Source organism: Streptomyces sp. NPDC002776, from assembly GCF_053592195.1.
The window spans coordinates 438,236-464,028 of record NZ_JBSFVG010000004.1 but is presented as its reverse complement, the minus strand read 5'-3'; the positions used below and the strand labels follow the sequence as shown (position 1 = coordinate 464,028).

21 protein-coding genes and 1 pseudogene are annotated in these 25,793 nt (G+C 70.6%); 14 read left to right on the top strand and 8 right to left on the bottom strand.

The genetic code is table 11. The features are described 5' to 3' along the window. The 3 genes from ACWD11_RS12035 to glgB all read left to right on the top strand — a co-directional run. On the top strand, positions 1-552 hold a 552-nt coding region (locus ACWD11_RS12035), incomplete at its 5' end, for an alpha-glucosidase C-terminal domain-containing protein (protein ID WP_451282737.1). A 93-nt stretch (positions 553-645) separates the two neighbouring features. Next, the gene (locus tag ACWD11_RS12030) at positions 646-2,076 is read left to right on the top strand and encodes a maltokinase N-terminal cap-like domain-containing protein (RefSeq protein WP_451282735.1); all 1,431 of its coding nucleotides are present in this window, start codon (positions 646-648) and stop codon (positions 2,074-2,076) included. Beyond that, complete coding sequence (gene glgB, locus ACWD11_RS12025) at positions 2,073-4,613, top strand: 1,4-alpha-glucan branching enzyme (RefSeq protein WP_389414869.1); 2,541 nt, start codon at positions 2,073-2,075, stop codon at positions 4,611-4,613. The genes ACWD11_RS12030 and glgB overlap by 4 nt, the downstream gene beginning before the upstream one ends. Here glgB and ACWD11_RS12020 read toward each other — a convergent pair. The 4 genes from ACWD11_RS12020 to ACWD11_RS12005 all read right to left on the bottom strand — a co-directional run bounded on the left by ACWD11_RS12020 (position 4,610) and on the right by ACWD11_RS12005 (position 8,381). Next, positions 4,610-6,823, bottom strand: a complete 2,214-nt coding sequence (locus ACWD11_RS12020; RefSeq protein WP_451282733.1) for a HelD family protein — start codon at positions 6,821-6,823, stop codon at positions 4,610-4,612. The two genes, glgB and ACWD11_RS12020, sit on opposite strands and share 4 nt — an antisense overlap. A gap of 168 nt (positions 6,824-6,991) precedes the next feature. Then, on the bottom strand, positions 6,992-7,306 hold the full coding sequence (locus ACWD11_RS12015) for a thioredoxin family protein (protein ID WP_451282731.1): 315 nt from the start codon (positions 7,304-7,306) through the stop codon (positions 6,992-6,994). A gap of 5 nt (positions 7,307-7,311) precedes the next feature. Next, a complete protein-coding gene (locus tag ACWD11_RS12010; RefSeq protein WP_451282729.1) occupies positions 7,312-7,683 on the bottom strand; it encodes a MerR family transcriptional regulator in 372 nt (123 codons plus the stop codon). 29 nt (positions 7,684-7,712) lie between these two features. Further along, the gene (locus ACWD11_RS12005) at positions 7,713-8,381 is read right to left on the bottom strand and encodes a TetR/AcrR family transcriptional regulator (RefSeq protein WP_451282727.1); all 669 of its coding nucleotides are present in this window, start codon (positions 8,379-8,381) and stop codon (positions 7,713-7,715) included. Between the two features lie 104 nt (positions 8,382-8,485). Here ACWD11_RS12005 and ACWD11_RS12000 point away from each other — a divergent pair, with 104 nt between their 5' ends. Continuing rightward, the gene (locus ACWD11_RS12000) at positions 8,486-9,103 is read left to right on the top strand and encodes a TetR/AcrR family transcriptional regulator (protein WP_451282725.1); all 618 of its coding nucleotides are present in this window, start codon (positions 8,486-8,488) and stop codon (positions 9,101-9,103) included. 60 nt (positions 9,104-9,163) lie between these two features. Here ACWD11_RS12000 and ACWD11_RS11995 read toward each other — a convergent pair whose 3' ends face one another. Continuing rightward, a complete protein-coding gene (locus ACWD11_RS11995) occupies positions 9,164-10,576 on the bottom strand; it encodes a cation:dicarboxylate symporter family transporter (protein ID WP_389415612.1) in 1,413 nt (470 codons plus the stop codon). 120 nt (positions 10,577-10,696) lie between these two features. Here ACWD11_RS11995 and ACWD11_RS11990 point away from each other — a divergent pair, with 120 nt between their 5' ends. Continuing rightward, entirely contained in the window at positions 10,697-12,346 is a 1,650-nt protein-coding gene (locus ACWD11_RS11990) for an ATP-binding protein (RefSeq protein WP_451282723.1), read from the top strand. Continuing rightward, the gene (locus ACWD11_RS11985) at positions 12,343-13,047 is read left to right on the top strand and encodes a response regulator (RefSeq protein WP_451282721.1); all 705 of its coding nucleotides are present in this window, start codon (positions 12,343-12,345) and stop codon (positions 13,045-13,047) included. The genes ACWD11_RS11990 and ACWD11_RS11985 overlap by 4 nt, the downstream gene beginning before the upstream one ends. Here ACWD11_RS11985 and ACWD11_RS11980 read toward each other — a convergent pair. Beyond that, a complete protein-coding gene (locus ACWD11_RS11980; RefSeq protein ID WP_451282719.1) occupies positions 13,026-13,559 on the bottom strand; it encodes a hypothetical protein in 534 nt (177 codons plus the stop codon). The two genes, ACWD11_RS11985 and ACWD11_RS11980, sit on opposite strands and share 22 nt — an antisense overlap. 48 nt (positions 13,560-13,607) lie before the next feature. Here ACWD11_RS11980 and ACWD11_RS11975 point away from each other — a divergent pair. The 5 genes and pseudogenes from ACWD11_RS11975 to ACWD11_RS11955 all read left to right on the top strand — a co-directional run bounded on the left by ACWD11_RS11975 (position 13,608) and on the right by ACWD11_RS11955 (position 18,367). Further along, positions 13,608-14,356 (top strand): annotated as a pseudogene (locus tag ACWD11_RS11975) (phosphorylase family protein). Positions 14,357-14,469: 113 nt separating this feature from the next. Then, positions 14,470-15,831 (top strand): ABC transporter substrate-binding protein, encoded by a 1,362-nt coding sequence (locus ACWD11_RS11970; RefSeq protein ID WP_389414879.1) that lies wholly within the window; start codon positions 14,470-14,472, stop codon positions 15,829-15,831. Positions 15,832-15,841: 10 nt separating this feature from the next. Continuing rightward, entirely contained in the window at positions 15,842-16,696 is an 855-nt protein-coding gene (locus ACWD11_RS11965; RefSeq protein WP_389414880.1) for a carbohydrate ABC transporter permease, read from the top strand. 4 nt (positions 16,697-16,700) lie between these two features. Beyond that, positions 16,701-17,525, top strand: coding sequence for a carbohydrate ABC transporter permease (locus tag ACWD11_RS11960; protein WP_389414881.1), 825 nt, complete (start codon positions 16,701-16,703; stop codon positions 17,523-17,525). A 116-nt stretch (positions 17,526-17,641) separates the two neighbouring features. Then, positions 17,642-18,367 carry an XRE family transcriptional regulator gene (locus ACWD11_RS11955; RefSeq protein WP_389414882.1) on the top strand — a complete coding sequence of 242 codons (726 nt, stop codon included), beginning with the start codon at positions 17,642-17,644 and terminating at the stop codon, positions 18,365-18,367. Here the strand turns inward: ACWD11_RS11955 and ACWD11_RS11950 are convergent. Both ACWD11_RS11950 and ACWD11_RS11945 read right to left on the bottom strand, forming a co-directional pair. Beyond that, the gene (locus ACWD11_RS11950; protein WP_389414883.1) at positions 18,339-19,646 is read right to left on the bottom strand and encodes a DUF3500 domain-containing protein; all 1,308 of its coding nucleotides are present in this window, start codon (positions 19,644-19,646) and stop codon (positions 18,339-18,341) included. The genes ACWD11_RS11955 and ACWD11_RS11950 overlap by 29 nt on opposite strands. Positions 19,647-19,739: 93 nt before the next feature. Continuing rightward, the gene (locus ACWD11_RS11945; protein WP_389414884.1) at positions 19,740-20,765 is read right to left on the bottom strand and encodes an ATP-dependent 6-phosphofructokinase; all 1,026 of its coding nucleotides are present in this window, start codon (positions 20,763-20,765) and stop codon (positions 19,740-19,742) included. Positions 20,766-20,952: 187 nt separating this feature from the next. Between ACWD11_RS11945 and pta the strand changes: the two genes are divergently transcribed. The 3 genes from pta (at position 20,953) to pyk (ending at position 25,785) form a co-directional block, all read left to right on the top strand. Then, positions 20,953-23,061 (top strand): phosphate acetyltransferase, encoded by a 2,109-nt coding sequence (pta, locus tag ACWD11_RS11940; RefSeq protein ID WP_451282715.1) that lies wholly within the window; start codon positions 20,953-20,955, stop codon positions 23,059-23,061. Beyond that, positions 23,058-24,281 (top strand): acetate kinase, encoded by a 1,224-nt coding sequence (locus ACWD11_RS11935; RefSeq protein ID WP_389414886.1) that lies wholly within the window; start codon positions 23,058-23,060, stop codon positions 24,279-24,281. The genes pta and ACWD11_RS11935 overlap by 4 nt, the downstream gene beginning before the upstream one ends. A gap of 73 nt (positions 24,282-24,354) precedes the next feature. Then, positions 24,355-25,785, top strand: coding sequence for a pyruvate kinase (gene pyk, locus ACWD11_RS11930; protein ID WP_389414887.1), 1,431 nt, complete (start codon positions 24,355-24,357; stop codon positions 25,783-25,785). Positions 25,786-25,793: the final 8 nt, after the last annotated feature.

Genomic DNA, 25,793 nt, shown 5'->3' with positions numbered 1-25,793 from the left:
CTGCTGTCGCTGCCCGGCTCGCCGATCCTCTACTACGGCGACGAGATCGGCATGGGCGACAACATCTGGCTCGGCGACCGCGACGCCGTCCGCACTCCCATGCAGTGGACACCGGACAGGAACGCGGGCTTCTCCACCGCCGACCCCGGCCGGCTCTTCCTGCCCACGATCATGGACCCGGTCCACGGCTACCAGGTCACCAACGTCGAGGCGTCCATGGCGTCGCCCTCCTCGTTGCTGCACTGGACCCGGCGCATGATCGAGATCCGCAAGCAGAACCCAGCGTTCGGACTCGGCTCCTACACCGAACTCCCGTCGTCCAACCCGGCCGTGATCGCGTTCCTGCGGGAGTACGAGGACGATCTCGTCCTGTGCGTGCACAACTTCTCCCGGTTCGCCCAGCCGACCGAGCTGGACCTGCGCGAATTCAGCGGACGGCATCCGGTGGAGCTGTTCGGAGGGGTGCGATTCCCGGCCATCGGGGAACTCCCTTACTTGCTGACGCTGGCGGGGCACGGCTTCTACTGGTTCCGCCTCCGCACGGAGAACTGACTCCCATAAGCCCGGCGGGGCGGTTTCCTCCGCCCCGCCCGGGGCACGCATCACTAACACCCCGACCACCCCCCGGGGAAAGGACGCGACGTCATGTCGGAAGCCGTCATCCGTACGCTCACTTCGACTCCGGGTTTCCTTGCGTCCCTGGACCCCTTGTTGCGGGAGTGGCTGCCGCGGCAGCGGTGGTTCGCCGGAAAGGGCCGGCCGGTCACCGGGTTCTCCCTGGTCGCCGCCACCGAGCTGCTGCCGGCCGACGGCCAGCTGGGCCTGTACCACCTGCTGGTCCGTGCCCATCAGCCGCTCGCCCTCGGCGCCGAGACGCACCCCGGAGACTGCTACCAGCTCCTCATAGGCGCGCGCGAGGCGCTGCCGCCCAGGCTCGCGCCCGCGCTGATCGGACACGTGGAGGAGGGCCCGCTCGCCGGACGCACGGTGTACGAGGCCCTGTACGACCCCCGGCCCGCCGAACTGCTCCTGGAGGCGCTGCGCACCCAGGCCCGGATCGGCGGGCTGCGTTTCGAACGGGAGCAGGACCAGGAGATCCGCCCGGGCCTGGTCCCGCGCGTGATGACCGCCGAGCAGTCCAACTCGTCGATCGTCTATGGCGATACGTTCATCCTGAAGCTGCTGCGCCGGGTCGTGCCCGGCGTCAACCCCGACCTGGAGCTGCCGCTGGCGCTGGCCCGCGAGGGCTGTCCCCGGGTACCGGCGCCCACGGCGTGGATCCGCGCCGAGCACTCCGGGGAGCCGTACGTCCTCGGTGTGCTCCAGCCCTTCGTGCAGGGCGCCTCGGACGGCTGGGAGCTGGCGCTGCACGAGCTGGCCAAGGGCGGGGACTTCGCCGCGGAGGCGCGGGCGCTGGGGCGGGCCACCGCCGAGGTGCACACCGCGCTGGCCCGCGCGCTGCCGACCGTCACCCTCGGCCGTACCCAGCTGGAGATGATGGTCCACGGCATGCTGGAGCGGCTCGACTCGGCCACACAGGCGGTGCCCGCGCTGCGGCCGTACGCGCCGGGGCTGCGGTCCGCGTTCGAGGCGCTCGGCACCCTGGCGGCCGAGGGCCGCACCTGGACCGCCCAGCGCGTCCACGGGGATCTGCACCTCGGCCAGTGCCTGCGCTCGCCCGCCGGACAGTGGTCACTGATCGACTTCGAGGGCGAACCGGCCAAGCCGCTCGCCGAGCGCCGTATGCCGCAGCCCCCGCTGCGGGACATCGCCGGGATGCTGCGCTCCTTCGACTACGCGGCCCATTCGGCCGAGCCGGCCGTGCCGGACTGGGCCGAGACCTGCCGGGCCGCGTACTGCTCCGGGTACGCCGAGGTCTCCGGCGTCGATCCCCGTACCGATCCCGTGCTGCTGCGGGCGTGCGAGACGGACAAGGCGATCTACGAGGTCGTCTACGAGGCCCGCCACCGTCCCGACTGGCTTCCGGTCCCGCTGTCGGCCGTGCGCCGCCTCGCCGCGGACGTCGGCGCACCGTCCCCGCTCACCTCACCCTCGTCGAGGAGGCTCCACCCGTGACCCCCCGCCCCCCGTCCCCCGGTTCCGATCCGCACCAGTCGGCCGAGCAGACGGCCGAGGAGATGAGCGTCGCGAAGAAGGCGGCAGCGGCGGCCAAACAGGCTGCCGCCCAGAAGAGTCCGGCGAAGAAGGACGCCGCTCGGAAGGACGCCGCGCGCAAAGCGAAGAAGACCGCGAAGAAGGTCGCCGCCAAGGCGGCGGGCGGCACGTCGGTCACCGTGAAGAAGACCTCGGCGAAGAAGGACGCGACGGAGAGGGACGCGGCGAAGAAGGCGCCCGGGACCAAGGCCCCGGCCGGGGAACCCGCCACGGCCCTCCCCCCGGAGCCCGTGCTGGAACCCGTGCTGGAGCCCGCCCCGGTGGTCGCCGTCTCCCCCGCCATGGACGCCGACGACCGGGCCCGTCTCCTCGCCGGCACCCATCACGCTCCGCACTCCGTGCTCGGCGCGCACCCCGTGCCCGGTGGCGTGGCCTTCCGGGCCTTCCGGCCGTACGCCCGTGCCGTGACCGTGCTCGCCGGGGAGCTGCGGGCCGAGCTGCACGACGACGGCGAGGGCTTCTTCTCGGGTCTGCTGCCGCTGCCCGAGGTGCCGGAGTACCGGCTGCTCGTGACGTACGAGGACACGGAGCTGCAGACCGAGGACCCGTACCGCTTCCTGCCCGCGCTGGGCGATCTGGACCTGCACCTGATCGGCGAGGGCCGGCACGAGCAGCTGTGGCGGGCACTCGGCGCCGAGCCGATGACCCACCAGGGCGTCGACGGCACCCGGTTCACGGTGTGGGCGCCGAACGCGCGCGGGGTGCGGGTGGCCGGGACCTTCAACTTCTGGGACGGCACCGGGTATCCGATGCGGTCGCTGGGCGGGACCGGGGTGTGGGAGCTGTTCGTCCCGGCGATAGGCGAGGGCGAGCTGTACAAGTTCGACATCACCCGGCCCGACGGTTCCCGCACCCTGCGGGCGGACCCGATGGCCCGCCGCACCGAGGTCCCGCCGCTCACCTCGTCGGTCATTCACGCCTCGCACCACGAGTGGCACGACCAGGAGTGGCTGGAGCAGCGCGGGCGGATACCGGCGCATGAGGGGCCCTTCTCGGTCTACGAGGTGCATCTGGCTTCCTGGCGGCCGGGGCTGACCTACCGCCAGCTCGCCGAGCAACTGCCTGCCTACGTCAAGGAGCTGGGCTTCACGCATGTGGAACTGATGCCGGTCGCGGAGCATCCGTTCGGCGGTTCCTGGGGCTATCAGGTCACCGGCTTCTACGCGCCCACCGCCCGGCTCGGCACGCCCGACGACTTCAAGTTCCTGGTCGACTCGCTGCACCAGGCGGGCATCGGCGTGCTGATGGACTGGGTGCCCGCGCACTTCCCGCGCGACGACTGGGCGCTGGCCGAGTTCGACGGGCGCCCGCTGTACGAGCACGAGGACCCGCTGCGCTCCGCGCACCCCGACTGGGGCACGCTGGAGTTCGACTTCGGGCGCCGCGAAGTGCGCAACTTCCTGGTGGCGAACGCCGTGTACTGGTGCGAGGAGTTCCACATCGACGGGCTGCGGGTGGACGCGGTCGCCTCGATGCTGTACCTCGACTACTCGCGTGAGCCGGGGCAGTGGATCCCGAACGTCCACGGCGGCCGGGAGAATCTGGACGCGGTGGCGTTCCTCCAGGAGATGAACGCGACCGTGTACCGGCGGGTGCCGGGCGTGGTGACGATCGCGGAGGAGTCCACCGCCTGGGAGGGGGTCACCCGGCCCACCGACGGCGGCGGGCTCGGCTTCGGCCTGAAGTGGAACATGGGCTGGATGCACGACTCGCTGGGCTACCTGTCCCACGAGCCGATCCACCGCAGGTACCACCACCACGAGATGACCTTCTCGATGGTGTACGCCTACAGCGAGAACTACGTGCTGCCGATCTCGCACGACGAGGTCGTGCACGGCAAGCGGTCACTGGTGTCGAAGATGCCCGGCGACTGGTGGCAGCAGCGCGCCACCCACCGCGCCTACCTGGGCTTCATGTGGGCCCACCCCGGCAAGCAACTCCTGTTCATGGGGCAGGAGTTCGCCCAGGGCGCGGAGTGGTCGGAGGCGCACGGACCGGACTGGTGGCTGCTGGATCCGGCGTACGGGGCGGAGGCCGACCACCGGGGCGTGCGGGACCTGGTCCGGGACCTGAACACCGTCTACCGGCACACTCCTGCGCTGTGGGCGCGGGACACCGACCCGGACGGCTTCCGGTGGGTGGTCGGGGACGCGGCGGAGGACAACGTCTTCGCGTTCCTCCGGTACGACACGGAGGGCGTGCCGCTGCTGGCGGTCTCCAACTTCGCCCCGGTGGTGCGGCAGGACTACCGCCTGGGCGTCCCCGAGGACGTCCCGGCCTGGCACGAGACGCTGAACACCGACGGCGCGCGGTACGGCGGCAGCGACGTCGGCAACCCCGACCCCCTCAAGCCCGAGCCCCAGGGCCGGCACGGCCAGGCGACCAGCATCCGCCTGACCCTGCCGCCCCTGGCGACGGTGTGGCTCCGGCCGGCCTAGCCGACGAGGCCGGCCGGGAGCGGGCCGGTGTGCAGGATGCCGAGTCTCTGCGTCGCCCGGGTCAGGGCGACGTAGAGGTCGCTGGTGCCGTAGCGGCCGGGCTCCACGACCAGGACCGAGTCGAACTCCAGGCCCTTGGCCTGCCGCGGGTCCAGCAGGACGACGGTCCGGGTGAGGTCCGGTTCCGCGTCCGCCGTCACCCCGTCGAGGTGCGCGGCGAGGCGGCGGTGGAGGTCGCGCGGGGCGATGACCGCCAGGCGTCCCTCCGCGGGGGTCAGCTCCCCGACCGCCTCGGCCACGGCGCCGGGCAGGTCGTCCGTCGCGCGGATCCACGGCCGTACCCCCGTCGAGCGCACGGAGCTGGGCGGTTCGAACCCGGGGTGCTCGGCGCGGACCACGGCCGCCGCGAGCTCCATGATCTCGGCCGGGGTGCGGTAGTTGACGCCCAGCCGGGTGTGCTCCCAGCGGTCCTCCACGTACGGCTGGAGGATGTCGGCCCAGGAGCCGACGCCCGCCGCCTCGGCGGTCTGGGCCGGGTCGCCGACCAGGGTCATCGAGCGGGTCGGGCTGCGCCGCATCAGCAGGCGCCACGCCATCGGCGACAGCTCCTGCGCCTCGTCGACGATGATGTGCCCGAACGCCCAGGTGCGGTCGGCCGCCGCGCGCTCGGCGGCGCTGCGGTGGTCGTCCTCCTCCTGCCGCTCGGCGAACCGCTCGGCGTCGATGATGTCGTGCGCGGAGAGCACCTCGGAGTCCTCGTCGTGCTTGTCGTCGAACTCATAGGTACGGGAGGCGTACGACACGTCCAGCACGCCCTGCGCGTAGGCGATCTGGGTCTCCCGCTCGCGTTCCGCCCGCAGCCGGGCCACCCGGTCGTCCTCGCCGAGGAGTTCGGCGGCCTCGTCGAGCAGGGGGACGTCCGCCACCGTCCAGGCCCGGGTCACCGGGCGCCGCACGGCGGCCGCGTCGGCGGCCGAGAGGTATCCCTCCGGTGCGGCGAGGAAGTCGGCGACCACCCGCTGCGGGGTGAGCAGCGGCCACAGCTGGTCGATGGCCGACCGGACCTCGGGGTTCTCGGCGAGGTCGTCGCGGATCTGGGTGATGTCGCTCGGGTCGAGCAGGTTCGTACCGTCGTAGGGGTCGGTGCCGATGCGCTCGGCGACCATGTCGGTGAGGGTGTTGAGGATGTGGCCCTCGAAGTACTCGCGTGCCGCGTTGTGCGGCAGCCGCGCCGAGCGGGTGCGTTCGCGGGCGACGCCCACCAGGCCGTCGTCGAGCATCAGGATCTCGCGGTCGTGCTCGATCGCGATCACCGGATCGGGCAGCGCCTGCCGGTCGCGTACGACGGCGGCGAGCACCTCCGCCATGTCGGCGCGGCCCTTCACGGCGGCCGCCTCCGGAGTGTCCGCGGCCTTCGCCCGTACGCCCGGGAAGAGTTCGCCGACCGTCGCCAGCAGCACGCCCGTCTCACCGAGGGAGGGCAGCACCTCGCCGATGTAGCCGAGGAAGGCGGGGTTGGGGCCGACGATCAGAACGGCCCGCTTGGCGAGCAGTTCCCGGTGCTCGTAGAGGAGATACGCGGCCCGGTGCAGGGCGACGGCCGTCTTGCCGGTGCCGGGGCCGCCCTCCACCACCAGGACTTGGCGGTGCGGAGCGCGGATGATCTCGTCCTGTTCGGCCTGGATGGTCTGCACGATGTCGCCCATGCGGCCGGTGCGCGCGGAGTTCAGGGCGGCGAGCAGCACCGCGTCGCCGCTGGGGTCCTCGTGGCCGGTGCGCTGCTGGTCCCCGAGGTCGAGGATCTCGTCGTGCAGCGCGGTCACCGTACGGCCGCTGGTGCTGATGTGCCGGCGTCTGCGCAGGCCCATCGGGGTGTGTCCGGTGGCCAGGTAGAAGGGGCGGGCGACGGCGGCCCGCCAGTCGATGAGGATCGGGGTGCGGGCCTCGTCCTCGGTGCGCAGTCCGATCCGGCCGATGTGGTGGCTGACGCCGGAGGCGAGATCGATCCGGCCGAAGCAGAGCGAGCCGTCGACCGCGTTCAGCGCGGCGAGCAGCCCCGAGCGCTCGGCGACGAGGATGTCCCGCTCCAGACGGGCCTGCATGGGCGTGTTGCCCTGGGCGAGGGCGTCGGCGACGGAGGTCTCGGTGTCACCGCGCAGCGCGTCCACGCGCGCGTACAGGCCGTCGATGAATTCCTGCTCGCCGCGCATTTCATCGTCCGGAAATTCGCTGTTTGACAATTCCACTCCCGCCCGGATATACTGCGCTTACTCAGCTTCTTCGCGGCCCAATTCCATTGAAGTCGCGAATCATTGAATATACGCAAAGAAATCCCCCGGGCGCAATTGCCCGGGGGATTTCTTGTGTGTCCGTGCAGATCACAGCGCCTCGGCGATCTCCTCCAGCAGCCGCCGCTTGGGCCGGGCCCCCACCATGGACCGCACCGGCTCACCGCCCCGGAAGACCATGAAGGTCGGCATGGACAGCACCTTGTAGGCGTTGGTGGTCAGCGGGTTGTGGTCCACGTCCAGCTGCACCACCTTCAGACGGTCGCCCGTCTCGTCGGCCAGTGCCCGCAGCACCGGCGCCATCTGCCGGCACGGCGGGCACCAGTCTGCGGTGAACTCCACCAGCACCGGCACGTCGGACCCGATGACTTCCGCCTCGAAGTCGGCGTCGGTCACTTCACTCACCACGGTCACCCTCCCAGTTCGCACTTCGGATCCTCGGCGAGTGCGAGCCGCACCCCGATCTGCGCCCGTACGGCCTGCAACTCGCCGATCAGCGCGTCGAGTTCGTCCAGCTTGCGCCGGTAGACCGCGAGCGAGGCCGGACACGAGTCACCCTCGGGGTGCCCGGCCCGCAGACACTCCACGAACGGCCGGGTCTCCTCCAGGTCGAACCCGAAGTTCTGGAGCGTCCTGATCTGCCGCAGCAGCCTCAGATCGCTCTCGTCGTAGGTCCGGTAGCCGTTCTCGGTGCGCCGCGCGGGCAGCAGGCCGCGTGACTCGTAGTACCGGAGCGTCCGGGTCGTCGTCCCGGCCCGCTCGGCCAGCTCGCCGATTCGCATGCGTACGAACGTAATCCTTGACCCCGGCGTCAAGGCAACAGCGGATTGCCCTCCACCGGGGAAGTGGTGAGGGCCCGGGTCTCGGCGGCGTACAGCTCGGCGGGGTCGAAGCCCATGCCGGTGAAGTGGCCGGCCAGTTCGAGGGACAGGGTGCCGTGCAGGCGGGTCCAGAAGACCAGGGCGTGGTGGAGGGCCGCGGGCGGGGCCGAGTGGTCGCCGGCCCAGAAGCGGTGCTCGGCGATGTGGGTCTGGAACGGGTCCTCGGCGACTCCCTCGGCCTCGCAGGCGTCGAGGAGCACGGCCATCACTTCGGAGGCGATGAGTGTGGTGTCGGGGGGCGCCTGGTAGCCGGGGACGGGGGTGCCGTAGACGAGGAAGTACCGGTGGGGGTCTTCCAGGGCCCACTCCCTCATGGTCCGGGCGAGGCCGGGGAGGCCGGCGCCCGCCTTGGCCGCGGCCTGCAAGCGGTCGGCGAGGCTGCGGTAGGCGTCCCTGATCAGCTCGGTGATGAGTTCGTCGCGGTTGGCGAAGTAGCGGTAGAGGGCGGGGCCGCTCATGCCCATCTGCTTGGCGATGGCGTTGAGGGACAGCGCGGAGGCGCCGGCGCCGGCGATCTGTTCCCAGGCGCGGGTCTTGATCTCGTCCCGTACCTGGGCGCGGTAGCGCTCTCGGGGGGTCTTGGGGTCCGACGTGGGCACGATCTACGCGCTCCTGACCGGTGGGGGCTATAGCGTCAAGGGTTCGCTATAGGTTATCACCGGCCCTTGGGATCGGCGCCGCCGCACACCGCACGGTGTGCAGAATGGCTGCCATGCCCACCGGTCACACCACCCGCGCCGACGTCAACCGCCGCCGCATCCTGGATGTCGCCCTCATCGAACTCCTGCGCGACCCCGACGCGTCGATGGACCAGATCGCGCGCGCCGCGGGTGTCGTACGGCGGACGGTGTACGGCCATTTCCCCAGCCGTGAGGCGCTGGTCGGCACACTCGTCGACGATGCCGTGGCGGCGGTCGCCGCGGCGCATGCGGCGGGGTGCGCGGGGATCGAGGATCCGGCGGAGGCGCTGGCCGGTTCGGTGCTGGCGGTCTGGGAGGTCGCCGACCGCTACCGCATCCTGGTGGCGCTGGCCCAGCGCAGTGTCACCGTGCAGGGCATCCGCGGCCGGCTGACCCCCGTCCGCGAGGCCGCTGCGGGCCTCCTCCGACGCGGCCTGGACCAGGGCGTGTTCACCTCACCGCTGCCGGCGCCCGCGCTGGCGTACGTCCATGAGCAGACCCTGATCGCCCTGATGGAGGCGGTGAACGAAGGTCTTCTCGCGCCCGAGGAGGCGGGCCGCTCGGCCGCGGCCACCGTGCTGACCACGGCGGGCGTACCCGCCGCGGAGGCCACCGCGCTGGTGGCGGGGCTGCACACATGAGCCGAGCGGCCAGGCCCGTGGGGGAGTGCCTGACCGCTCGGGGTAGTGCGGGAGCCGGGGCTACGCCTTCGCCAGCTCCTTCTCGCCGCCCTGCTCGGGGACCTCGGCCGGCGTCTCCGGCTCGGCGCCCCCGTCGTCCAGCAGGGTCGCCTCGTCGAACGGGATCCGGCCGGCCAGTACCTGGTCGACCCGGCCGCGGTCGATCTCCTTGGTCCAGGTGCCGATCAGGACCGTGGCCACGGCGTTGCCCGCGAAGTTCGTCAGGGCGCGGGCCTCGCTCATGAACCGGTCGATGCCGACGATGAGACCGATGCCGTCCACCAGCGCGGGCTTGTGCGACTGCAGACCACCGGCCAGCGTCGCCAGCCCCGCCCCGGTGACGCCCGCCGCGCCCTTGGAGGCGACCAGCAGGAACAGCAGCAGCGGGATCTGCTCGCCGACCGACATCGGCGTCCCCATGGCGTCCGCGATGAACAGCGAGGCCATGGTCATGTAGATCATCGTGCCGTCGAGGTTGAAGGAGTAGCCCGTCGGCACCGTGATGCCGACCACCGGCTTGCTGATGCCCAGGTGCTCCATCTTCGCGATGAGCCGCGGCAGCGCGGACTCGGACGAGGACGTCGACAGGATCAGCAGGAACTCCCGGCCCAGGTACTTGAAGAGGGTGAGGATGTTCAGGCCCGCGACGACCCGCAGCAGCACGCCGAGCACCAGGAAGACGAACAGCACGCAGGTGACGTAGAAGCCGAGCATCAGGACGGCGAGGCTCTTGAGGGCATCGAGGCCGGCCGAGCCGGTCACCGCGGCGATGGCGCCGAAGGCACCGACCGGTGCGGCCCACATGACCATCGCGAGGATGCGGAAGACCAGCCGCTGCAGGTGCTCCACACCGCGCAGGATCGGCTGCCCGGCCGGGCCCATGGCCTGCAGCGCGAAGCCGGCGAGCAGGGCGATGAGCAGGGTCTGCAGGACCTCGCCACCGGTGAAGGCGGAGACCATCGTGGTGGGGATGATGCCGAGCAGGAACTCGGTGGTGTCCTTCGCCTCGGCGTCGACCTGGGCGTGACCGGCGTCCTTGACCGCGTCGGTCACCGCGAGGCCGGTGCCCGGCTCCAGGATGTTGCCGACGACCAGGCCGATGCCCAGCGCGATCAGCGACATGATCGTGAAGTAGACCAGCGCGATACCGCCGACGGCGCCGACCTTCGCGGCCTTGCGGACCGACCCGATGCCGAGCACGATCGTGCAGAAGATGATCGGCGAGATCATCATCTTGATCAGGTTCACGAACCCGGTGCCGATCGGCTTCAGCTCCACCGCGAAGTCGGGTGCGACCAGACCGACGGTGATGCCCAGGGCGACCGCGATGATCACCGCGATGTAGAGATAGTGCGTGCGGTCCCGCTTGGCTGCGGGTGCCGTATCGGGGGTGCTGGCGGCCACGGCTGCCCTCCTTGACGTCTTCGTCGGCATCACCGGCGTGCGGCTCACGTCCGGGGGTTTCGGGGAATGCCGTGACTATCTCCCGCCCTGTGAGGGCGGTCACCCTTCCGTTCATTTAGTTCACGCCGGGCCGGGAGGCACACTGACGGCATGCGCCTCCCCGTCCCCCGGCCCCGCAGCCTCGCAGGCCAGCTCTTCGCCATGCAGGCGGTGCTGATAGCGGTGGTCGTCGCCGGGTACGCGCTGTTCACGTACGCCGGTGACCGCAGCCAGGCCGAGGACGCGGCCGGCCGGCAGGCGCTGGCCGTGGCCCGCTCGATCGCCGACTCCCCCTCGGTACGGCAGGCGATCCGCACCGACGACCCCTCCTCCTCGCTCCAGCCGTACGCGCTGCACGTGCAGCGGGACACCGGGGTCGACTTCGTCACGATCATGAACACGCGGGGCATCCGCTGGACCCACCCCGATCCCGGCGAGATCGGCCAGCGCTTCATCGGTCACATCGAGGACGCGCTGCGGGGCGAGTCCTTCACCGAGACGTACACCGGCACCCTCGGCCCCTCCGTCCGCGCGGTCACCCCCGTCTGGGACGGCGGGCGGATCGTCGGCCTGGTCAGCGCCGGTATCAAGGTGGAGGAGATCAGCAAGCGGGTGCGGGGCCAGCTGACCGCGCTGATCGGCGTGGCGGGCGGCGCGCTCGCGCTCGGCGCGGTCGGCACGTACGTCGTCAACGCCCGGCTGCGCCGCCACACGCACGGCATGAACGCCACCGAGCTGAGCCGCATGTACGACTACTCCCAGGCCGCCCTGCACGCGGTGCGCGAAGGGCTGCTGATGCTCGACGGGCAGTTCCGGGTGGCGCTGGTCAACGACGGCGGCCGGGAGCTGCTGGGCGTCTCGGACCAGGTGGTCGGCGCCTCCGTCGCCGACCTCGGGCTGCCGCCGTCGCTCACCGGTGCGCTGCTGGCGTCGGAGCCCCGGGTGGACGAGGTGCATCTGACGGCGGACCGGGTGCTGGTGGTCAACACCTCCCCGGTGTCGGGCGGGGAGCGCCGGGGCACGGTGGCGACCTTGCGGGACGTCACCGAACTCCAGTCGCTGATGGGCGAGCTGGACTCCGAGCGGGGCTTCACCCAGGCGCTTCGCTCGCAGGCGCACGAGGCCGCCAACCGGCTGCACACGGTGGTCTCGCTGATCGAGCTGGGCCGGGCCGAGGAGGCGGTGGCGTTCGCGACGGCCGAACTGGAGCTGGCGCAGGCGCTCACCGACCGGGTCGTGGCAGCCGTCGGCGAGCCGGTGCTGGCGGCGCTGCTGCTGGGCAAGACGGCCCAGGCGAACGAGCGGGGCGTGGAGCTGATGGTGTCGCAGGACAGTCGGCTCGACGACGGGCTCCTGCCGCCGTCGCTGCCCGCCCGGGACCTGGTCACCATCCTGGGCAACCTGATCGACAACGCGGTCGACGCGGCGCAGGGCAGCGCGCGGGCACGGGTGACGGTACGGGCGTACACGGAGGCGTCCGAGCTGGTGCTGTCCGTCTCGGACACGGGGGCGGGCGTGGACCCGGCGCACGCGGAGGCGGTGTTCGAGCGGGGCTTCTCGACCAAGCCGGCGCCCGGTCCCGGTGGGCGGGGGCTGGGGCTGGCGCTGGTACGGCAGGCGGTGGGCAGGCACGCGGGGGCGCTGACGGTGGCGGGCGCCGAGGAGGGCGGGGCGAAGTTCGAGGTACGGCTGCCGCTGGGGGCCGTACGGGCGGGCGCGGGCGTAGTTTCTGGGGGCGCAGTCTCTGGAGGCCCCGTATGAGCACCCCGCAGCAGATCCGTGTCCTGGTCGTGGAGGACGACCCCGTCGCCGCCGACGCGCATGTCCTGTACGTCGGCCGGGTCCCCGGTTTCACCGCCGTCGGCAAGGCGCACACGGGCGCTCAGGCGCGCCGCGCGCTGGACCGCACGCCCGTGGACCTGCTGCTGCTCGACCTGCACCTGCCGGATGTGCACGGGCTGCAACTGGCGCGCTCGCTGCGGGCGTCGGGGCATCACGCGGACGTGATAGCGGTGACGTCGGCGCGGGATCTGACGGTCGTGCGGGAGGGCGTGTCGCTGGGGGTGGTCCAGTACGTCCTGAAGCCGTTCACCTTCGCGACGCTCAGGGACCGGCTCGTGCGGTACGCCGAGTTCCACGCGGCGGCGGGCGAGGCGAGCGGCCAGGACGAGGTCGACCGCGCCCTGGCGACCCTGCGGGCACCGGGCCCGGCCGCCCTGCCGAAGGGCCTGAGCGCACCGACCCTGGAACGGGTGACGGTGGCGCTGCGGGACTGCGCGCAGGGTCTGACGGCGACGGGCGTGGCGGAGGCGGTGGGCATCTCGCGGATCACGGCGCGCCGGTATCTGGAGCATCTGGTGGACGCGGGGCGGGCGGCGCGCAGTCCGCAGTACGGGACGGTGGGGCGGCCGGAGCTGCAGTACCGGTGGGTCAGCGGCTCTCAGCTGAACGGCCGGGCATAGGCGACGACTTGCGCGGCGAGACCGCACAGGGCGAGGGCTTCGAGGACGGAGACGACGAGCAGTCCGGGGGATGTCTGCCCGGCACTCCAGTAGACGGCGAGCCCGGCGAGCGGCACGACGCAGAAGGCCGACAGGTCGATGGCGCACTGGACGGCTTTGCGGGAGCGGCGCCGGGGGTCGGCGCGGTGGGCGGTCTCCCACGCGAACACGCGCTCGGCCTCGGCGAGTTGCGTGAGCCGCGGCCCGAGATCCTCGCGTACGTACTTCCCGATGGCGGAGATCTTCTCGTCGTTGACGAGGTAGGTCCAGCCGAGGACCACGCACACCGGTGGGATGGCGAGCAGCATGGCGGACTGCTCGGCCTGCGCGGCGGCGGCGATGACCGCGGCGACGACGGTGAGGGTGACGTAGAGGAGGTTGTCGCGGAAGCCGATGCGGGTCTTCTGCTCGTCCTTGACGGTCTGGTACTCGGCGAGGAGCAGTTGGCCGATGGTGACGTCGCGCTCCGCCACGTTGTTCTTCCTTCCCCCGGTGGTCGTGCCTGGCAGTACCTTAAAGGCGTGCCGCAGACTTCACCCACCGTCGTCGTCGTGACCGCGCTGACCGTCGAGTACGACGCCGTACGAGCCCATCTCGGCGCCGACAGCGAGGAGTTGGTGCACGAGGACGGGACGCGGGTGGAGTGCGGGCGGTTGCCGGGCACCGAATGGACCCTGGCGCTCGCCGAGTTGGGCGAGGGCGCGGTGAACGCGTCCGCGCTGACGACGCAGATCCTCGGCTACAGGGCGGCAAGCTGACGCCGGAGGGTTTCCTGGCCCGCCCCGAGGTCTGGCACGGCTCGAACCGGCTGGTGCAGGCGGCACGTTCGGCATTGCGGGGCCTTGAGGACGTACGCGGCCACCTGAAGCCGATCGCCTGCGGGGACGTGGTCCTCGCGGACGACAGGTCGGCGTTCGCGGAGTTCATCAGGCGTCACTACAACGACGCGAACGCCATCGAGATGGAGGGCGCGGGGGCCGTCCACGCGGCGCAGGTGAGCGGGCAGGTGGACGCGCTCGTGATCCGGGGGATCAGTGACCGGGCCGATGCCGGGAAGCCGGCGGCGGACGCGAGTGGTTCGCAGCAGCGGGCGGCCGCACAGGCGGCGGCCGTGGCGATGGGGGTGCTGCGCAAGCACCGGCCGCGGGAGGCCTCCGGCCGGGCCGGTGCCGCGGAGGGATCCTCCCGGTACGGCGGCGACCACATCGACTTCCGGGGCGGGGTCTTCCACGGGCCGGTCATCGGCAAGCGGGTCGACCGGGAGCGGTAGCCCGCGTTCAATCCCTCGCAGACGCATTGACCTGACTAGACCACTCCACCTACGTTCACCGGGCAGCCATCCCCGCGCCACAACGACGTGAGCCCGCAGGAGGTCATGCCGTCATGCCCGTGCGCCCCACCGCCGCCCTGATCCCCACCCTCCTCGCCCTGGCCGCCGCGACGACCCTCACCGCCTGCGGCGGCGGTTCCGGGAGCGATCCGGACACGCTGAAGGTGTCCTTCAAGCAGTCGACGGACAACAACATCAAGGTGATGGACACCTTCCTCGCGGACATCAAGAAGCAGTTCGAGAAGAAGTACCCCGGCAAGAAGGTCGAGTTCATCCCGATCAAGGCCCCGGACTCGGAGTACTACACCAAGCTCCAGCAGATGCTCCGCTCCCCCAAGACCGCGCCCGACCTGGTCTACGAGGACACCTTCCTCATCAACTCCGACATCACCAGCGGTTACCTCAAGCCCCTCGACGACTACCTCGCCAAGTGGCCGGACTGGGACCGGTTCATCGACACGGCGAAGGCGGCGGCGAAGGGCGAGGACGGCAGGACGTACGGCGTCCCGGACGGTACCGACACCCGCGGGCTCTGGTACGACAAGGCCGTCTTCGCCGAGGCCGGCATCCCGGTCCCCTGGCAGCCGAAGACCTGGGACGACCTCCTGGAAGCGGCCCGCACGATCAAGGAGAAGGTCCCGGACGTCACCCCGCTGAACGTCTACACCGGCAAGCCCGCGGGCGAGGCTGCCACGATGCAGGGCTTCGAAATGCTCCTGTACGGCACCGAGGACCGCCTCTACGACGAGAGCGCCAGGAAGTGGATCGCCGGAAGCCAGGGCTTCAAGGACTCGCTCGCCTTCGTCGAGACGGTCTACCGGGAGAAGCTCGGCCCCGACGTCGCCGACGCCCTGGACCCCAACTTCGGCACCCGCGTACGCGGCGAACTCCTCCCCGAGGGCAAGCTCGGCATCGCCCTCGACGGCTCCTGGCTCCCGCAGGACTGGCTGGAGGGCAGCGGCCACGAATGGCCCGAGTGGTCCGAGAAGCTGGGCCTCGCCGCCATGCCGACCCAGCACGGCCAGGCCCCCGGCAAGGTGAGCATGTCCGGCGGCTGGACCTGGGCGATCCCCGCGAAGGCCGCCAACCCCGACCTCGCCTTCGACTTCATCACGACGATGCAGACCAAGGCGAACGCCCAGAAGTGGTACATCGCCAACTCCGGCATCGCGGTCCGCGAGGACGTCGCGGACGATCCCGCGTACGCCGGGGCCCAGCCCGGCACCAAGTTCTTCACGGACCTGGTCGCGCACACCCACTACCGGCCCGCCTACCCGGCGTACCCGAAGGTCTCCACCGCCATCCAGGAGGCGATGGAGAGCGTGACGACGGGTGACAAGTCGGTGGAGGAGGCGGCGAGGAACTACGACGAGGAACTCAAAACTGCCACCGATGACCAGGTGATCCGGAAGTGAGCCGGCGCGCATGAGGACGATCACCCGCGCACTGCCCCTCACCCCGGCCGTCGTCCTGCTGCTCCTCTTCCTCGCCGGCCCCATCGCCTACTGCGCCTGGATCGCCTTCACCGACCTCCAGCTCACCGGCCAGGCCGAGGAGTCGTTCGTCGGCTTCGAGAACTTCCGTACGGCGTTCGGCGACGAGGCCTTCCTGAACGCCGTATGGCTGACCCTCGTCTTCACGGTCGTATCGGCGCTGATCGGCCAGAACACCCTGGGCCTGGCCCTGGCCGCCCTGATGCACCGCGCGTCGAAGCCGGTCCGCACGCTGACGGGCGGCATCGTCATCGCCGCCTGGGTGCTCCCGGAGGTGGTCGCCGGCTTTCTGCTGTACGCCTTCTTCCGCCGCGAGGGCACCTTGAACGCCATCCTGGACTGGCTCCATCTCCCCTCCCAGAACTGGCTGTTCACCCTCCCCATCCTGGCGGTGTCGTTCGCGAACGTGTGGCGGGGCACGGCGTTCTCGATGCTGGTGTACTCGGCCGCGCTGAACGAGATCCCGAAGGAGATCACGGAGGCGGCCGAGGTCGACGGCGCGGGCGGCTGGCGCCGCCTGTGGCACATCACGCTGCCGATGATCCGCCGCTCCATCGGCACGAACCTGATGCTGATCACCCTGCAGACGCTGTCCGTGTTCGGCCTGATCTGGGTGATGACGCGAGGCGGCCCGGGCGGCAAGAGCCAGACGCTCCCGCTCTTCATGTACGAGGAGGCCTTCCAGAAGAGCATGATCGGCTACGGAACGGCGGTGGCGCTGCTGCTGCTGGTGGTCGGCTCGCTGTTCTCGGCCGTGTACCTGCGGCTGCTGCGGACGGAGGTGTAGGGCCGTGCGCTCCCGGACAACGCGCCGCCTCGCCGCCGACGCGGGGCTGCTGGCCGTCGCGGCGGCCTTCGTGCTCCCGCTGGCGTGGGTGGCCCTGTCCGCGGTCGATCCGCACGCGGACCTGTCGGTGAAGGTCCCGGACGGCGTGACCTGGGACAACTTCGACGCCGTCCTCACCGACGACATCACCTTCACGCCACTGCTCAACAGCCTGCTGCTGTGCGGGGGCGGGACGCTGCTGACGGTGGTGTGCGCGGCGCTGGCGGCGTATCCGCTGTCGCGCTTCCGCTCCCGCCTGAACCGGCCGTTCCTGCTGACGATCCTGTTCGCGACGTGCCTGCCGATCACGGCGATCATGGTTCCGGTGTACGCGCTGTTCGTCCAGGTGAACCTGATCGACACGATGCGGGGCACGATCTTCTTCTTCGCGGCCTCCCAACTGCCGTTCGCCATCTGGCTGATGAAGAACTTCATGGACGGCGTGCCGAAGGAGCTGGAGGAGGCGGCCTGGACGGACGGGGCCTCACCGCTGCAGTCCCTGCTCCGGATCGTCCTGCCGCTGATGGGGCCCGGGGTGGCGGTGGTGACGGTGTTCTCGTTCGTGATGATGTGGGGGAACTTCTTCGTCCCGTTCATGCTGCTGCTCACCCCCGACCGGATGCCGGCCGCGGTGAGCATCAACGAGTTCTTCGGGAACCGGGGGACGGTGGTGTACGGGCAGCTGGCGGCCTTCTCGGTGATCTATTCGACGCCGGTGATCCTGCTGTACGTACTGGTGGCGAGGCGGCTGGGCGGGGGGTTCGCGCTGGGCGGGGCGGTCAAGGGGTGACCGACGATCTTCAGCCACGCCACCCTCCGACGGCCGAAACCGTATGTTCCTACAATCCGTGATCCTGGCCGAACAGACCGTAGTCACCGCTCCCCGGTGCCCATAGCTTGAGCCCCGTGCGCCGACCCTCAGCTCAACCGAACCAGCCCATTCCGCCGACTCCCCCGTTCAACGCCCCCGCCGCCCGCCGGCTCCGTGCCGCCCTGAACATGGGCCCCGAACATGTCGCCTACGGCATGCGCGTCTCGTACGGCATGCCCTACGTCACCCCGGACCTCGTGATCGCCTGGGAACGCGGGATCGCCTCCCCCTCCAACCCCGAACTGACCGCTCTGGCAGGCGTGTTGTGGTGCTCGCCCGGTGAGCTGCTCGGCCGTCCGCGGACCCTGCGCGAGCACCGCATGGCCCGCGGTCTCGCCGCCGAGGACGTCGCCCGTGCCGTCGGGCACGAACTCCACGCCTATCTGCGGATGGAGGAGAGCGACGACTGGCGGGGCACCGAGCGGCAGGCCGCCGAGCTCGCCGCGCTGCTCGGGCTCTCGCTGGCCGACTTCGTCACCGTCACCGGCCGCGACGGCAAACTCGCCGACCTGCTGCGCAGCGCGGTGACGACGCGCTGGCAGGCGTACGTCCGCCCGATCGGCAAGCTCTGCCCGCTGGACCGGCGGCTCCTGGAGGACGCCCTCCAGGAGCTGCACGAGGACTACCAGGGCCAGATGGTCTCCACCCTGAGCTGGGGCGGCGGCGACAGCGGCTCCAGCGCGTCCGGCCAGGACTTCCTGGCCCGCATCGTGGACCACTTCTGGACCCGGGTCAGTGATCGTTCTCCAGGTGGAGCCTGAGCAGGTCCACGCCGTAGTCGCCGCCGTTCGGGGTGCGGATGATGGTGTGGATGTGCTGTTGCGTCGGCGTCCCGCCGGGGCCGCCCGCCCCTCCCCCGTTCTCGTTGCCGTAGGCCAGCGGCGACTGCGCGTCGTACTCGATCAGGACCACGGGGCTGTGCACCCGGTAGTAGAACGCCGAGCTGTCCTTCGTCTCACCGATCCAGTAGAAGTACGTGTCGTCGAGATGCTCCTCGACCTCCGCCATCTTCACCTCGGCGTGGGCGTCGGCCATGGTGCCGACGTACACCCGCACCAGGTCGAGCAGCTTGCCGCGCTGCGCCCCGGTGAACCCGGACGCGGCGAGGCCCTGGTACGCCAGCTGGAGATTGTCCTGGCCCGCGCCCGCTTTGAGGTTGTCGCCGGCCTTCTCCTCCGAGGAGATCACCTTCGCCCGCTGGGCCGAGGTCAGGGAGCGCAGCAGGGCCAGACCGGCCTTCGTCTCCTTCCTGAAGGTCGTGATCTTCTCGCCGTTGTACGTCGCCGAGGTCGGCTCGGAGCCCATGAAGGTCGGGGTCATCACCACCTGGTCGCCCAGGACGAAGTAGTTGATCGCCAGGTGGTGGCCCTCGTACTGGAAGCCCCACGGCTTGGTGGTCGAGGGGCTGCCCATGAAGGTGAAGTAGTAGTGGCCCTCGGTCAGGGTCTCCTTGCCGCCGCCGTTGTACTCGCCGAGATAGGCGTTGAGTTTCATGATGTTGCGGGCCTGGGTGAGCCCGTCCGCGGACAGGGCGGCGCCGAGCAGGGCGTAACCGAGTGCGCGCCGCTTCTCGGTGAGGTCGCCCATGCGGACGCCCTTGCGTTCGTAGCCGTCGACGTTGCTCCAGGCCAGCCACTCGTCGTCCTGGACGTCGTACTGCGCGGACCGCTTCTCCTTGGCGGACAGTCCGTCCAGGAAAGCCTGTGCCGCCTTCACGATCGCGTCGGTGGAGACGCCGGTGGAATGGATCGCGTAGAGGTCCTCCTGGACCGTGCCGTCCGTGGTCACCCCGACGAAGTCGTCGTACGCCACCGCCGAGGCGCCGGGGCCCATGCCGCCGCCACCCGGCGCGCCACCGCCCGGAGCGGCCGAGGACGACGAGGCGGTCGACGAGGAGGACGACGACGAGGACGAACCGGTCGAGCAGCCGGTCATCGTCGCCACCGCGGCGGCGCCGCCGACGAGCAGGGACTTGTTCATGAACCAGCGCCGGGTGCGCTCGGCCTCAGGGGTGCGGGGACGGTGTCCGTGTGCGTGCATGCGCACCACGGTGCGGCCCGCAGCTGAGACGCTCCTGAGCCGGACCTGTCAGGAAGCTTGGACTCGGACCTGTCAGGAAGCTGGGACCAAGGTCTAGAAGACCGACTCCGCCTCGTCCATCCGGTCCTTCGGGACCGTCTTCAGCTCGGTCACCGCTTCCGCCAGCGGCACCATCACGATCTCGGTGCCGCGCAGCGCCGTCATCCTGCCGAACTCGCCCCGGTGCGCGGCCTCCACGGCGTGCCAGCCGAAGCGGGTGGCGAGGACCCGGTCGTAGGCGGTGGGCACGCCACCGCGCTGGACGTGGCCGAGGATGACCGGCTTGGCCTCCTTGCCGAGGCGCCGCTCCAGTTCGTAGGCGAGGGCGGTGCCGATGCCCTGGAAGCGCTCGTGGCCGAACTGGTCGATCGCGCCCTTGCCGTAGTCCATCGAGCCCTCGGCGGGGTGGGCGCCCTCGGCCACGCAGATGACGGCGAACTTCTTGCCGCGCGCGAAGCGCTCCTCGACCATTTTCACCAGGTCGGCCGGGTCGAACGGGCGCTCGGGCAGACAGATGCCGTGGGCGCCGGCGGCCATGCCGGACTCCAGGGCGATCCAGCCGGCGTGGCGGCCCATGACCTCCACGACCATCACCCGCTGGTGGGACTCGGCCGTGGTCTTGAGGCGGTCCATCGCCTCCGTCGCGACCCCGACCGCGGTGTCGAAGCCGAAGGTGCGGTCGGTGGAGGAGATGTCGTTGTCGATCGTCTTCGGCACGCCGACCACCGGCAGTCCGGCGTCCGACAGCATCCGCGCGGCCGTCAGGGTGCCCTCGCCGCCGATCGGGATGAGGGCGTCGATGCCGAACTCCCGGGCGATGTCGGGAGCGTTGTCGCAGGCCTCGCGCAGCCGGTCGCGCTCCAGGCGAGAGGAGCCGAGGATGGTGCCGCCGCGGGCCAGGATGCCGCTCACCGCGTCGAGGTCGAGGGTGCGGTGGTGGCCGTCCAGCAGACCGGCGTAGCCGTCCTCGAACCCGATGACCTCGTCGCCGTACTGGGCGACGGCCCGGTGCACGACCGACCGGATCACGGCGTTCAGGCCGGGGCAGTCGCCGCCTGCGGTGAGAACTCCGATACGCATCGTGCTGTGTCTCCTGCTCGCTGTTGACACCAATGAGCCATTCCGATTGTTTCACGTCCCCGGGGGCGATGCCGCCTCCCCGAAGCTGACGGGCGCCTTATCTAGCGGCAGAGGTATTGTCAAGAGGGTTCTGCTCACCTCGGTGGGCGATTTTTATGACACTCGCTCGACGAAGGGGAGACCACGCGTGACGCGCAGCGTGTACGTGACCGGTATCGACCGCGGCGACGGCCGCCAGGTCGTCGAACTGGGGGTCATGGAACTCCTGACCCGCCGGGTCGACCGGGTGGGTGTCTTCCGGCCCCTCGTCCACGACGGGCCCGACCGGCTCTTCGAGCTGCTGCGGGCCCGCTACCGGCTGGTGCAGGACCCGGGAACCGTGTACGGCATGGACTACCACGAGGCGTCCGCGCTCCAGGCCGAGCAGGGCACCGACGAACTGGTCTCCACCCTCGTCGACCGCTTCCACCTGGTCGCCCGCGACTACGACGTCGTCCTCGTCCTCGGCACCGACTACGCCGACACCCAGTTCCCGGACGAGCTCTCCCTCAACGCCCGGCTCGCCAACGAGTTCGGCGCCTCCGTCATACCCGTGGTCGGCGGCCGCAAGCAGCCCGCCGAGTCGGTGCTCGCCGAGACCCGCAACGCCTACCGCGCCTACGACGGCCTCGGCTGCGACGTCCTCGCCATGGTGACCAACCGGGTCGCGCGGGGCGACCGGGACGAGATCGCCGAGCGGCTCGCCGACCGGCTGCCCGTCCCCTGTTACGTCCTGCCCGACGAGCCCGCCCTGTCCGCGCCCACGGTCGCGCAGATCGCCCATGCCCTCGGCGCGAAGACGCTCCTCGGCGACGAGTCGGGGCTCGCCCGGGACGCGCTGGACTTCGTCTTCGGCGGCGCGATGCTGCCGAACTTCCTGGGCGCTCTGACCCCGGGCTGCCTGGTCGTGACCCCGGGCGACCGGGCCGACCTGGTGGTCGGCGCACTCGCCGCGCACAGTGCCGGCACCCCGCCGATCGCCGGTGTGCTGCTCACCCTGAACGAGGTCCCGAGCGACGACGTCCTCACCCTCGCCGCCCGGCTCGCCCCCGGCACCCCGGTGATCTCGGTGCCCGGCAACAGCTTCCCCACCGCCGAGCAGCTCTTCTCCCTGGAGGGGAAGCTGAACGCCGCGACCCCGCGCAAGGCGGAGACCGCGCTCGGCCTGTTCGAGCGGTACGCCGACACCGGTGACCTGCTCAAGCGGGTCAGCGCCCCCAGCAGCGACCGGGTCACCCCGATGATGTTCGAGCACAAGCTGCTGGAGCAGGCCCGCTCCGACCTCCGCCGCGTGGTGCTGCCCGAGGGCACCGAGCCGCGGGTGCTGCACGCCGCGGAGGTGCTGCTGCGGCGCGGGGTGTGCGAGCTGACCCTGCTCGGCCCGGTGGACCAGATCCGCAAGAAGGCCGCCGACCTCGGCATCGACCTGGGCGAGACCCAGCTGATCGACCCGGCCGGCTCGGAGCTGCGCGACGCCTTCGCCGAGAAGTACGCCGCCCTGCGCGCCCACAAGGGCGTGACCGTGGAGCTGGCCTACGACGTCGTCTCGGACGTGAACTACTTCGGCACCCTGATGGTCGAGGAGGGCCTGGCCGACGGCATGGTGTCCGGTTCCGTGCACTCCACGGCGGCGACCATCCGGCCGGGCTTCGAGATCATCAAGACGAAGCCTGGGGGTCCCCCCTCTGGGGGAGCGTCGATCGTGTCCTCGGTCTTCTTCATGTGCCTCGCCGACAAGGTCCTCGTCTACGGCGACTGCGCGGTCAACCCCGACCCGAACGCCGAGCAGCTCGCCGACATCGCCATCCAGTCGGCGGCGACCGCCGCGCAGTTCGGGGTGGAGCCGCGGATCGCGATGCTGTCGTACTCCACGGGTACGTCCGGGTCGGGCGCCGACGTCGACAAGGTGCGCGAGGCGACGGAGCTGGTGCGGCTGCGCAGGCCCGATCTGAGGATCGAGGGGCCGATCCAGTACGACGCCGCCGTCGAGCCGTCGGTCGCCGCGACCAAGCTGCCGGGCTCCGAAGTCGCCGGCCAGGCGAGCGTGTTGATCTTCCCCGACCTCAACACCGGCAACAACACCTACAAGGCCGTGCAGCGCTCGGCCGGCGCCATCGCCGTCGGCCCGGTCCTCCAGGGCCTGCGCAAGCCGGTCAACGACCTGTCCCGCGGCGCGCTCGTGCAGGACATCGTCAACACCGTCGCCATCACGGCGATCCAGGCCCAGTCCCCTCTGCAGAAGGCGTCCCAGCAGTGAGCTCCCCGCGTGGCACCCGCGTCCTCGTCCTGAACTCCGGCTCCTCGTCGGTGAAGTACCAGCTCCTCGACATGAGCGACGGCGGCCGGCTCGCGGTGGGCCTCGTCGAGCGCATCGGCGAGGAGTCCTCCCGGTTCAAGCACACCCCGAGGGACGGCGAGTCCCGGGAGCGCACCGAGCCGATCGCCGATCACGAGGCCGCCCTGAAGGCCGTCGCGGAGGAGCTGTCCCGGGACGGTCTCGGGCTCGACTCCCCCGAGCTGGCCGCGATCGGGCACCGGGTCGTGCACGGCGGCCGGCACTTCACCGAGCCGACCGTGATCGACGACGCGGTGCTCGCCGAGATCGAGCGGCTGATCCCGGTCGCCCCGCTGCACAACCCGGCGAACCTCACCGGGATCCGCACGGCCCAGGCGCTGCGGCCGGATCTGCCGCAGGTCGCGGTGTTCGACACCGCGTTCCACACCACGATGCCGGAGTCGGCCGCCCGCTACGCGATCGACGTCCGGACCGCGGACGAGCACCGCATCCGCCGCTACGGCTTCCACGGCACCTCGCACGCGTACGTCTCCCGGGCGACGGCCGAGCTGCTGGGCAGGTCGCCGGAAGAGGTGAACGTGATCGTGCTGCACCTCGGCAACGGCGCCTCCGCCTCGGCGGTCCGGGGCGGCCGGTGCGTGGACACCTCCATGGGACTGACGCCCTTGGAGGGCCTGGTGATGGGTACGCGGTCCGGAGACATGGATCCGGCCGTCATCTTCCATTTGATGCGTGTTGCCGGAATGTCCACCGATGAGATCGACACTCTTCTCAACAAGAAGAGCGGTCTGATCGGCCTGTGCGGTGACAACGACATGCGTGAGATCCGGCGCAGGATCGACGAGGGTGACAAAGAGGCGCAACTCGCCTTCGACATCTACATTCACCGCCTGAAGAAGTACATCGGCGCCTATTACGCCGTACTCGGACGGGTGGACGCGGTCGCCTTCACAGCGGGAGTCGGGGAGAACGCGAGTCCCGTGCGGGAAGCTGCCGTGGCCGGTCTGGAGGAGCTCGGACTGGCGGTGGACGGCGAGCTGAACGCCGTACGCGGTGACGAGCCGCGGCTGATCTCGCCGGAGTACGCGCGGGTGGCCGTGGCCGTGGTGCCGACCGACGAGGAACTGGAGATTGCGACGCAGACGTACGCGCTGGTAAATGGCTCACGGAACCTCACCTGAGCGGCATCCCGCCCTTTTGTATTTTCCGCCAGACGGAATATTCCGTAGCGAAACAAACCGATAGGATCGCCCCATGCGCCGTTCGAAAATCGTCTGTACTCTCGGCCCCGCGGTCGACTCCCAGGAACAGCTCGTGTCGCTGATCGAGGCCGGCATGAACGTGGCCCGCTTCAACTTCAGCCACGGCACGCACGAAGAGCACCAGGGGCGGTACGACCGCGTCCGGGCCGCCGCCGAACAGACCGGCCGTGCCATCGGTGTGCTCGCCGACCTCCAGGGTCCGAAGATCCGTCTGGAGACCTTCGCCGAGGGCCCGGTGGAGCTGGAGCGCGGTGACGAGTTCGTCATCACCACCGAGGACGTCCCGGGTGACAAGCACATCTGCGGAACCACCTACAAGGGCCTGCCGGGCGATGTCTCGCGCGGCGACCAGATCCTCATCAACGACGGCAACGTCGAGCTGAAGGTCCTGGACGTCGAGGGCTCCCGGGTCAAGACGATCGTCATCGAGGGCGGTGTCGTCTCCGACCACAAGGGCATCAACCTGCCGGGCACGGCCGTGAACGTGCCGGCGCTCTCCGAGAAGGACGTCGAGGACCTCCGGTTCGCACTGCGGATGGGCTGCGACATGGTCGCCCTGTCCTTCGTGCGGGACGCCGACGACGTGCAGGACGTCCACAAGGTCATGGACGAGGTCGGCCGCCGCGTCCCGGTCATCGCCAAGGTGGAGAAGCCGCAGGCGGTGGAGAACATGGAGGCCGTCGTCGCGGCGTTCGACGCCGTGATGGTGGCCCGTGGCGACCTGGCCGTCGAGTACCCGCTCGAGAAGGTCCCCATGGTGCAGAAGCGGCTGATCGAGCTGTGCCGCCGCAACGCCAAGCCGGTGATCGTCGCGACCCAGATGATGGAGTCGATGATCACCAACTCCCGCCCGACCCGCGCCGAGGCCTCCGACGTGGCCAACGCGATCCTGGACGGCGCCGACGCCGTCATGCTCTCCGCCGAGTCGAGCGTGGGCGCGTACCCGATCGAGACCGTCAAGACGATGTCGAAGATCGTCCAGGCGGCCGAGGAGGAGCTGCTCGCCAAGGGCCTGCAGCCGCTCGTCCCGGGCAAGAAGCCGCGCACCCAGGGCGGTTCGGTCGCCCGCGCGGCCTGCGAGATCGCCGACTTCCTCGGCGGCAAGGGCCTGATCGCCTTCACCAAGTCCGGTGACACCGCCCGCCGGCTGTGCCGCTACCGCGTCGCCCAGCCGATCCTGGCCTTCACCACCGACGAGGCCACCCGCAACCAGCTCACCCTCAGCTGGGGCGTGGAGTCGCACGTCGTCCCGTTCGTGAACAGCACCGACGAGATGGTCGACCTGGTCGACGGCGAACTGGTCAAGCTGGGCCGCTTCAACGAGGGCGAGATCGTCATCATCACGGCCGGCTCGCCCCCCGGCGTCCCCGGCACCACCAACATGGTCCGCGTCCACCACCTCGGTGGCGATCACACCGACTGAGGCCCCGC

Coding starts and splice junctions, on each gene's coding strand:
- ACWD11_RS12020 (WP_451282733.1), bottom strand. CDS start 6,823: ATGCGCGGCGAGCAGGAATTCATCGACGGCCTGTACGCGCGCGTGGAC.
- ACWD11_RS12000 (WP_451282725.1), top strand. CDS start 8,486: ATGGCTGCCATGCCCACCGGTCACACCACCCGCGCCGACGTCAACCGC.
- ACWD11_RS12010 (WP_451282729.1), bottom strand. CDS start 7,683: ATGCGAATCGGCGAGCTGGCCGAGCGGGCCGGGACGACGACCCGGACG.
- ACWD11_RS11945 (WP_389414884.1), bottom strand. CDS start 20,765: ATGCGTATCGGAGTTCTCACCGCAGGCGGCGACTGCCCCGGCCTGAAC.
- ACWD11_RS11970 (WP_389414879.1), top strand. CDS start 14,470: ATGCCCGTGCGCCCCACCGCCGCCCTGATCCCCACCCTCCTCGCCCTG.
- ACWD11_RS11995 (WP_389415612.1), bottom strand. CDS start 10,576: ATGCCGACGAAGACGTCAAGGAGGGCAGCCGTGGCCGCCAGCACCCCC.
- ACWD11_RS11965 (WP_389414880.1), top strand. CDS start 15,842: ATGAGGACGATCACCCGCGCACTGCCCCTCACCCCGGCCGTCGTCCTG.
- ACWD11_RS12030 (WP_451282735.1), top strand. CDS start 646: ATGTCGGAAGCCGTCATCCGTACGCTCACTTCGACTCCGGGTTTCCTT.
- pyk (WP_389414887.1), top strand. CDS start 24,355: ATGCGCCGTTCGAAAATCGTCTGTACTCTCGGCCCCGCGGTCGACTCC.
- ACWD11_RS11985 (WP_451282721.1), top strand. CDS start 12,343: ATGAGCACCCCGCAGCAGATCCGTGTCCTGGTCGTGGAGGACGACCCC.
- ACWD11_RS11950 (WP_389414883.1), bottom strand. CDS start 19,646: ATGCACGCACACGGACACCGTCCCCGCACCCCTGAGGCCGAGCGCACC.
- ACWD11_RS11990 (WP_451282723.1), top strand. CDS start 10,697: ATGCGCCTCCCCGTCCCCCGGCCCCGCAGCCTCGCAGGCCAGCTCTTC.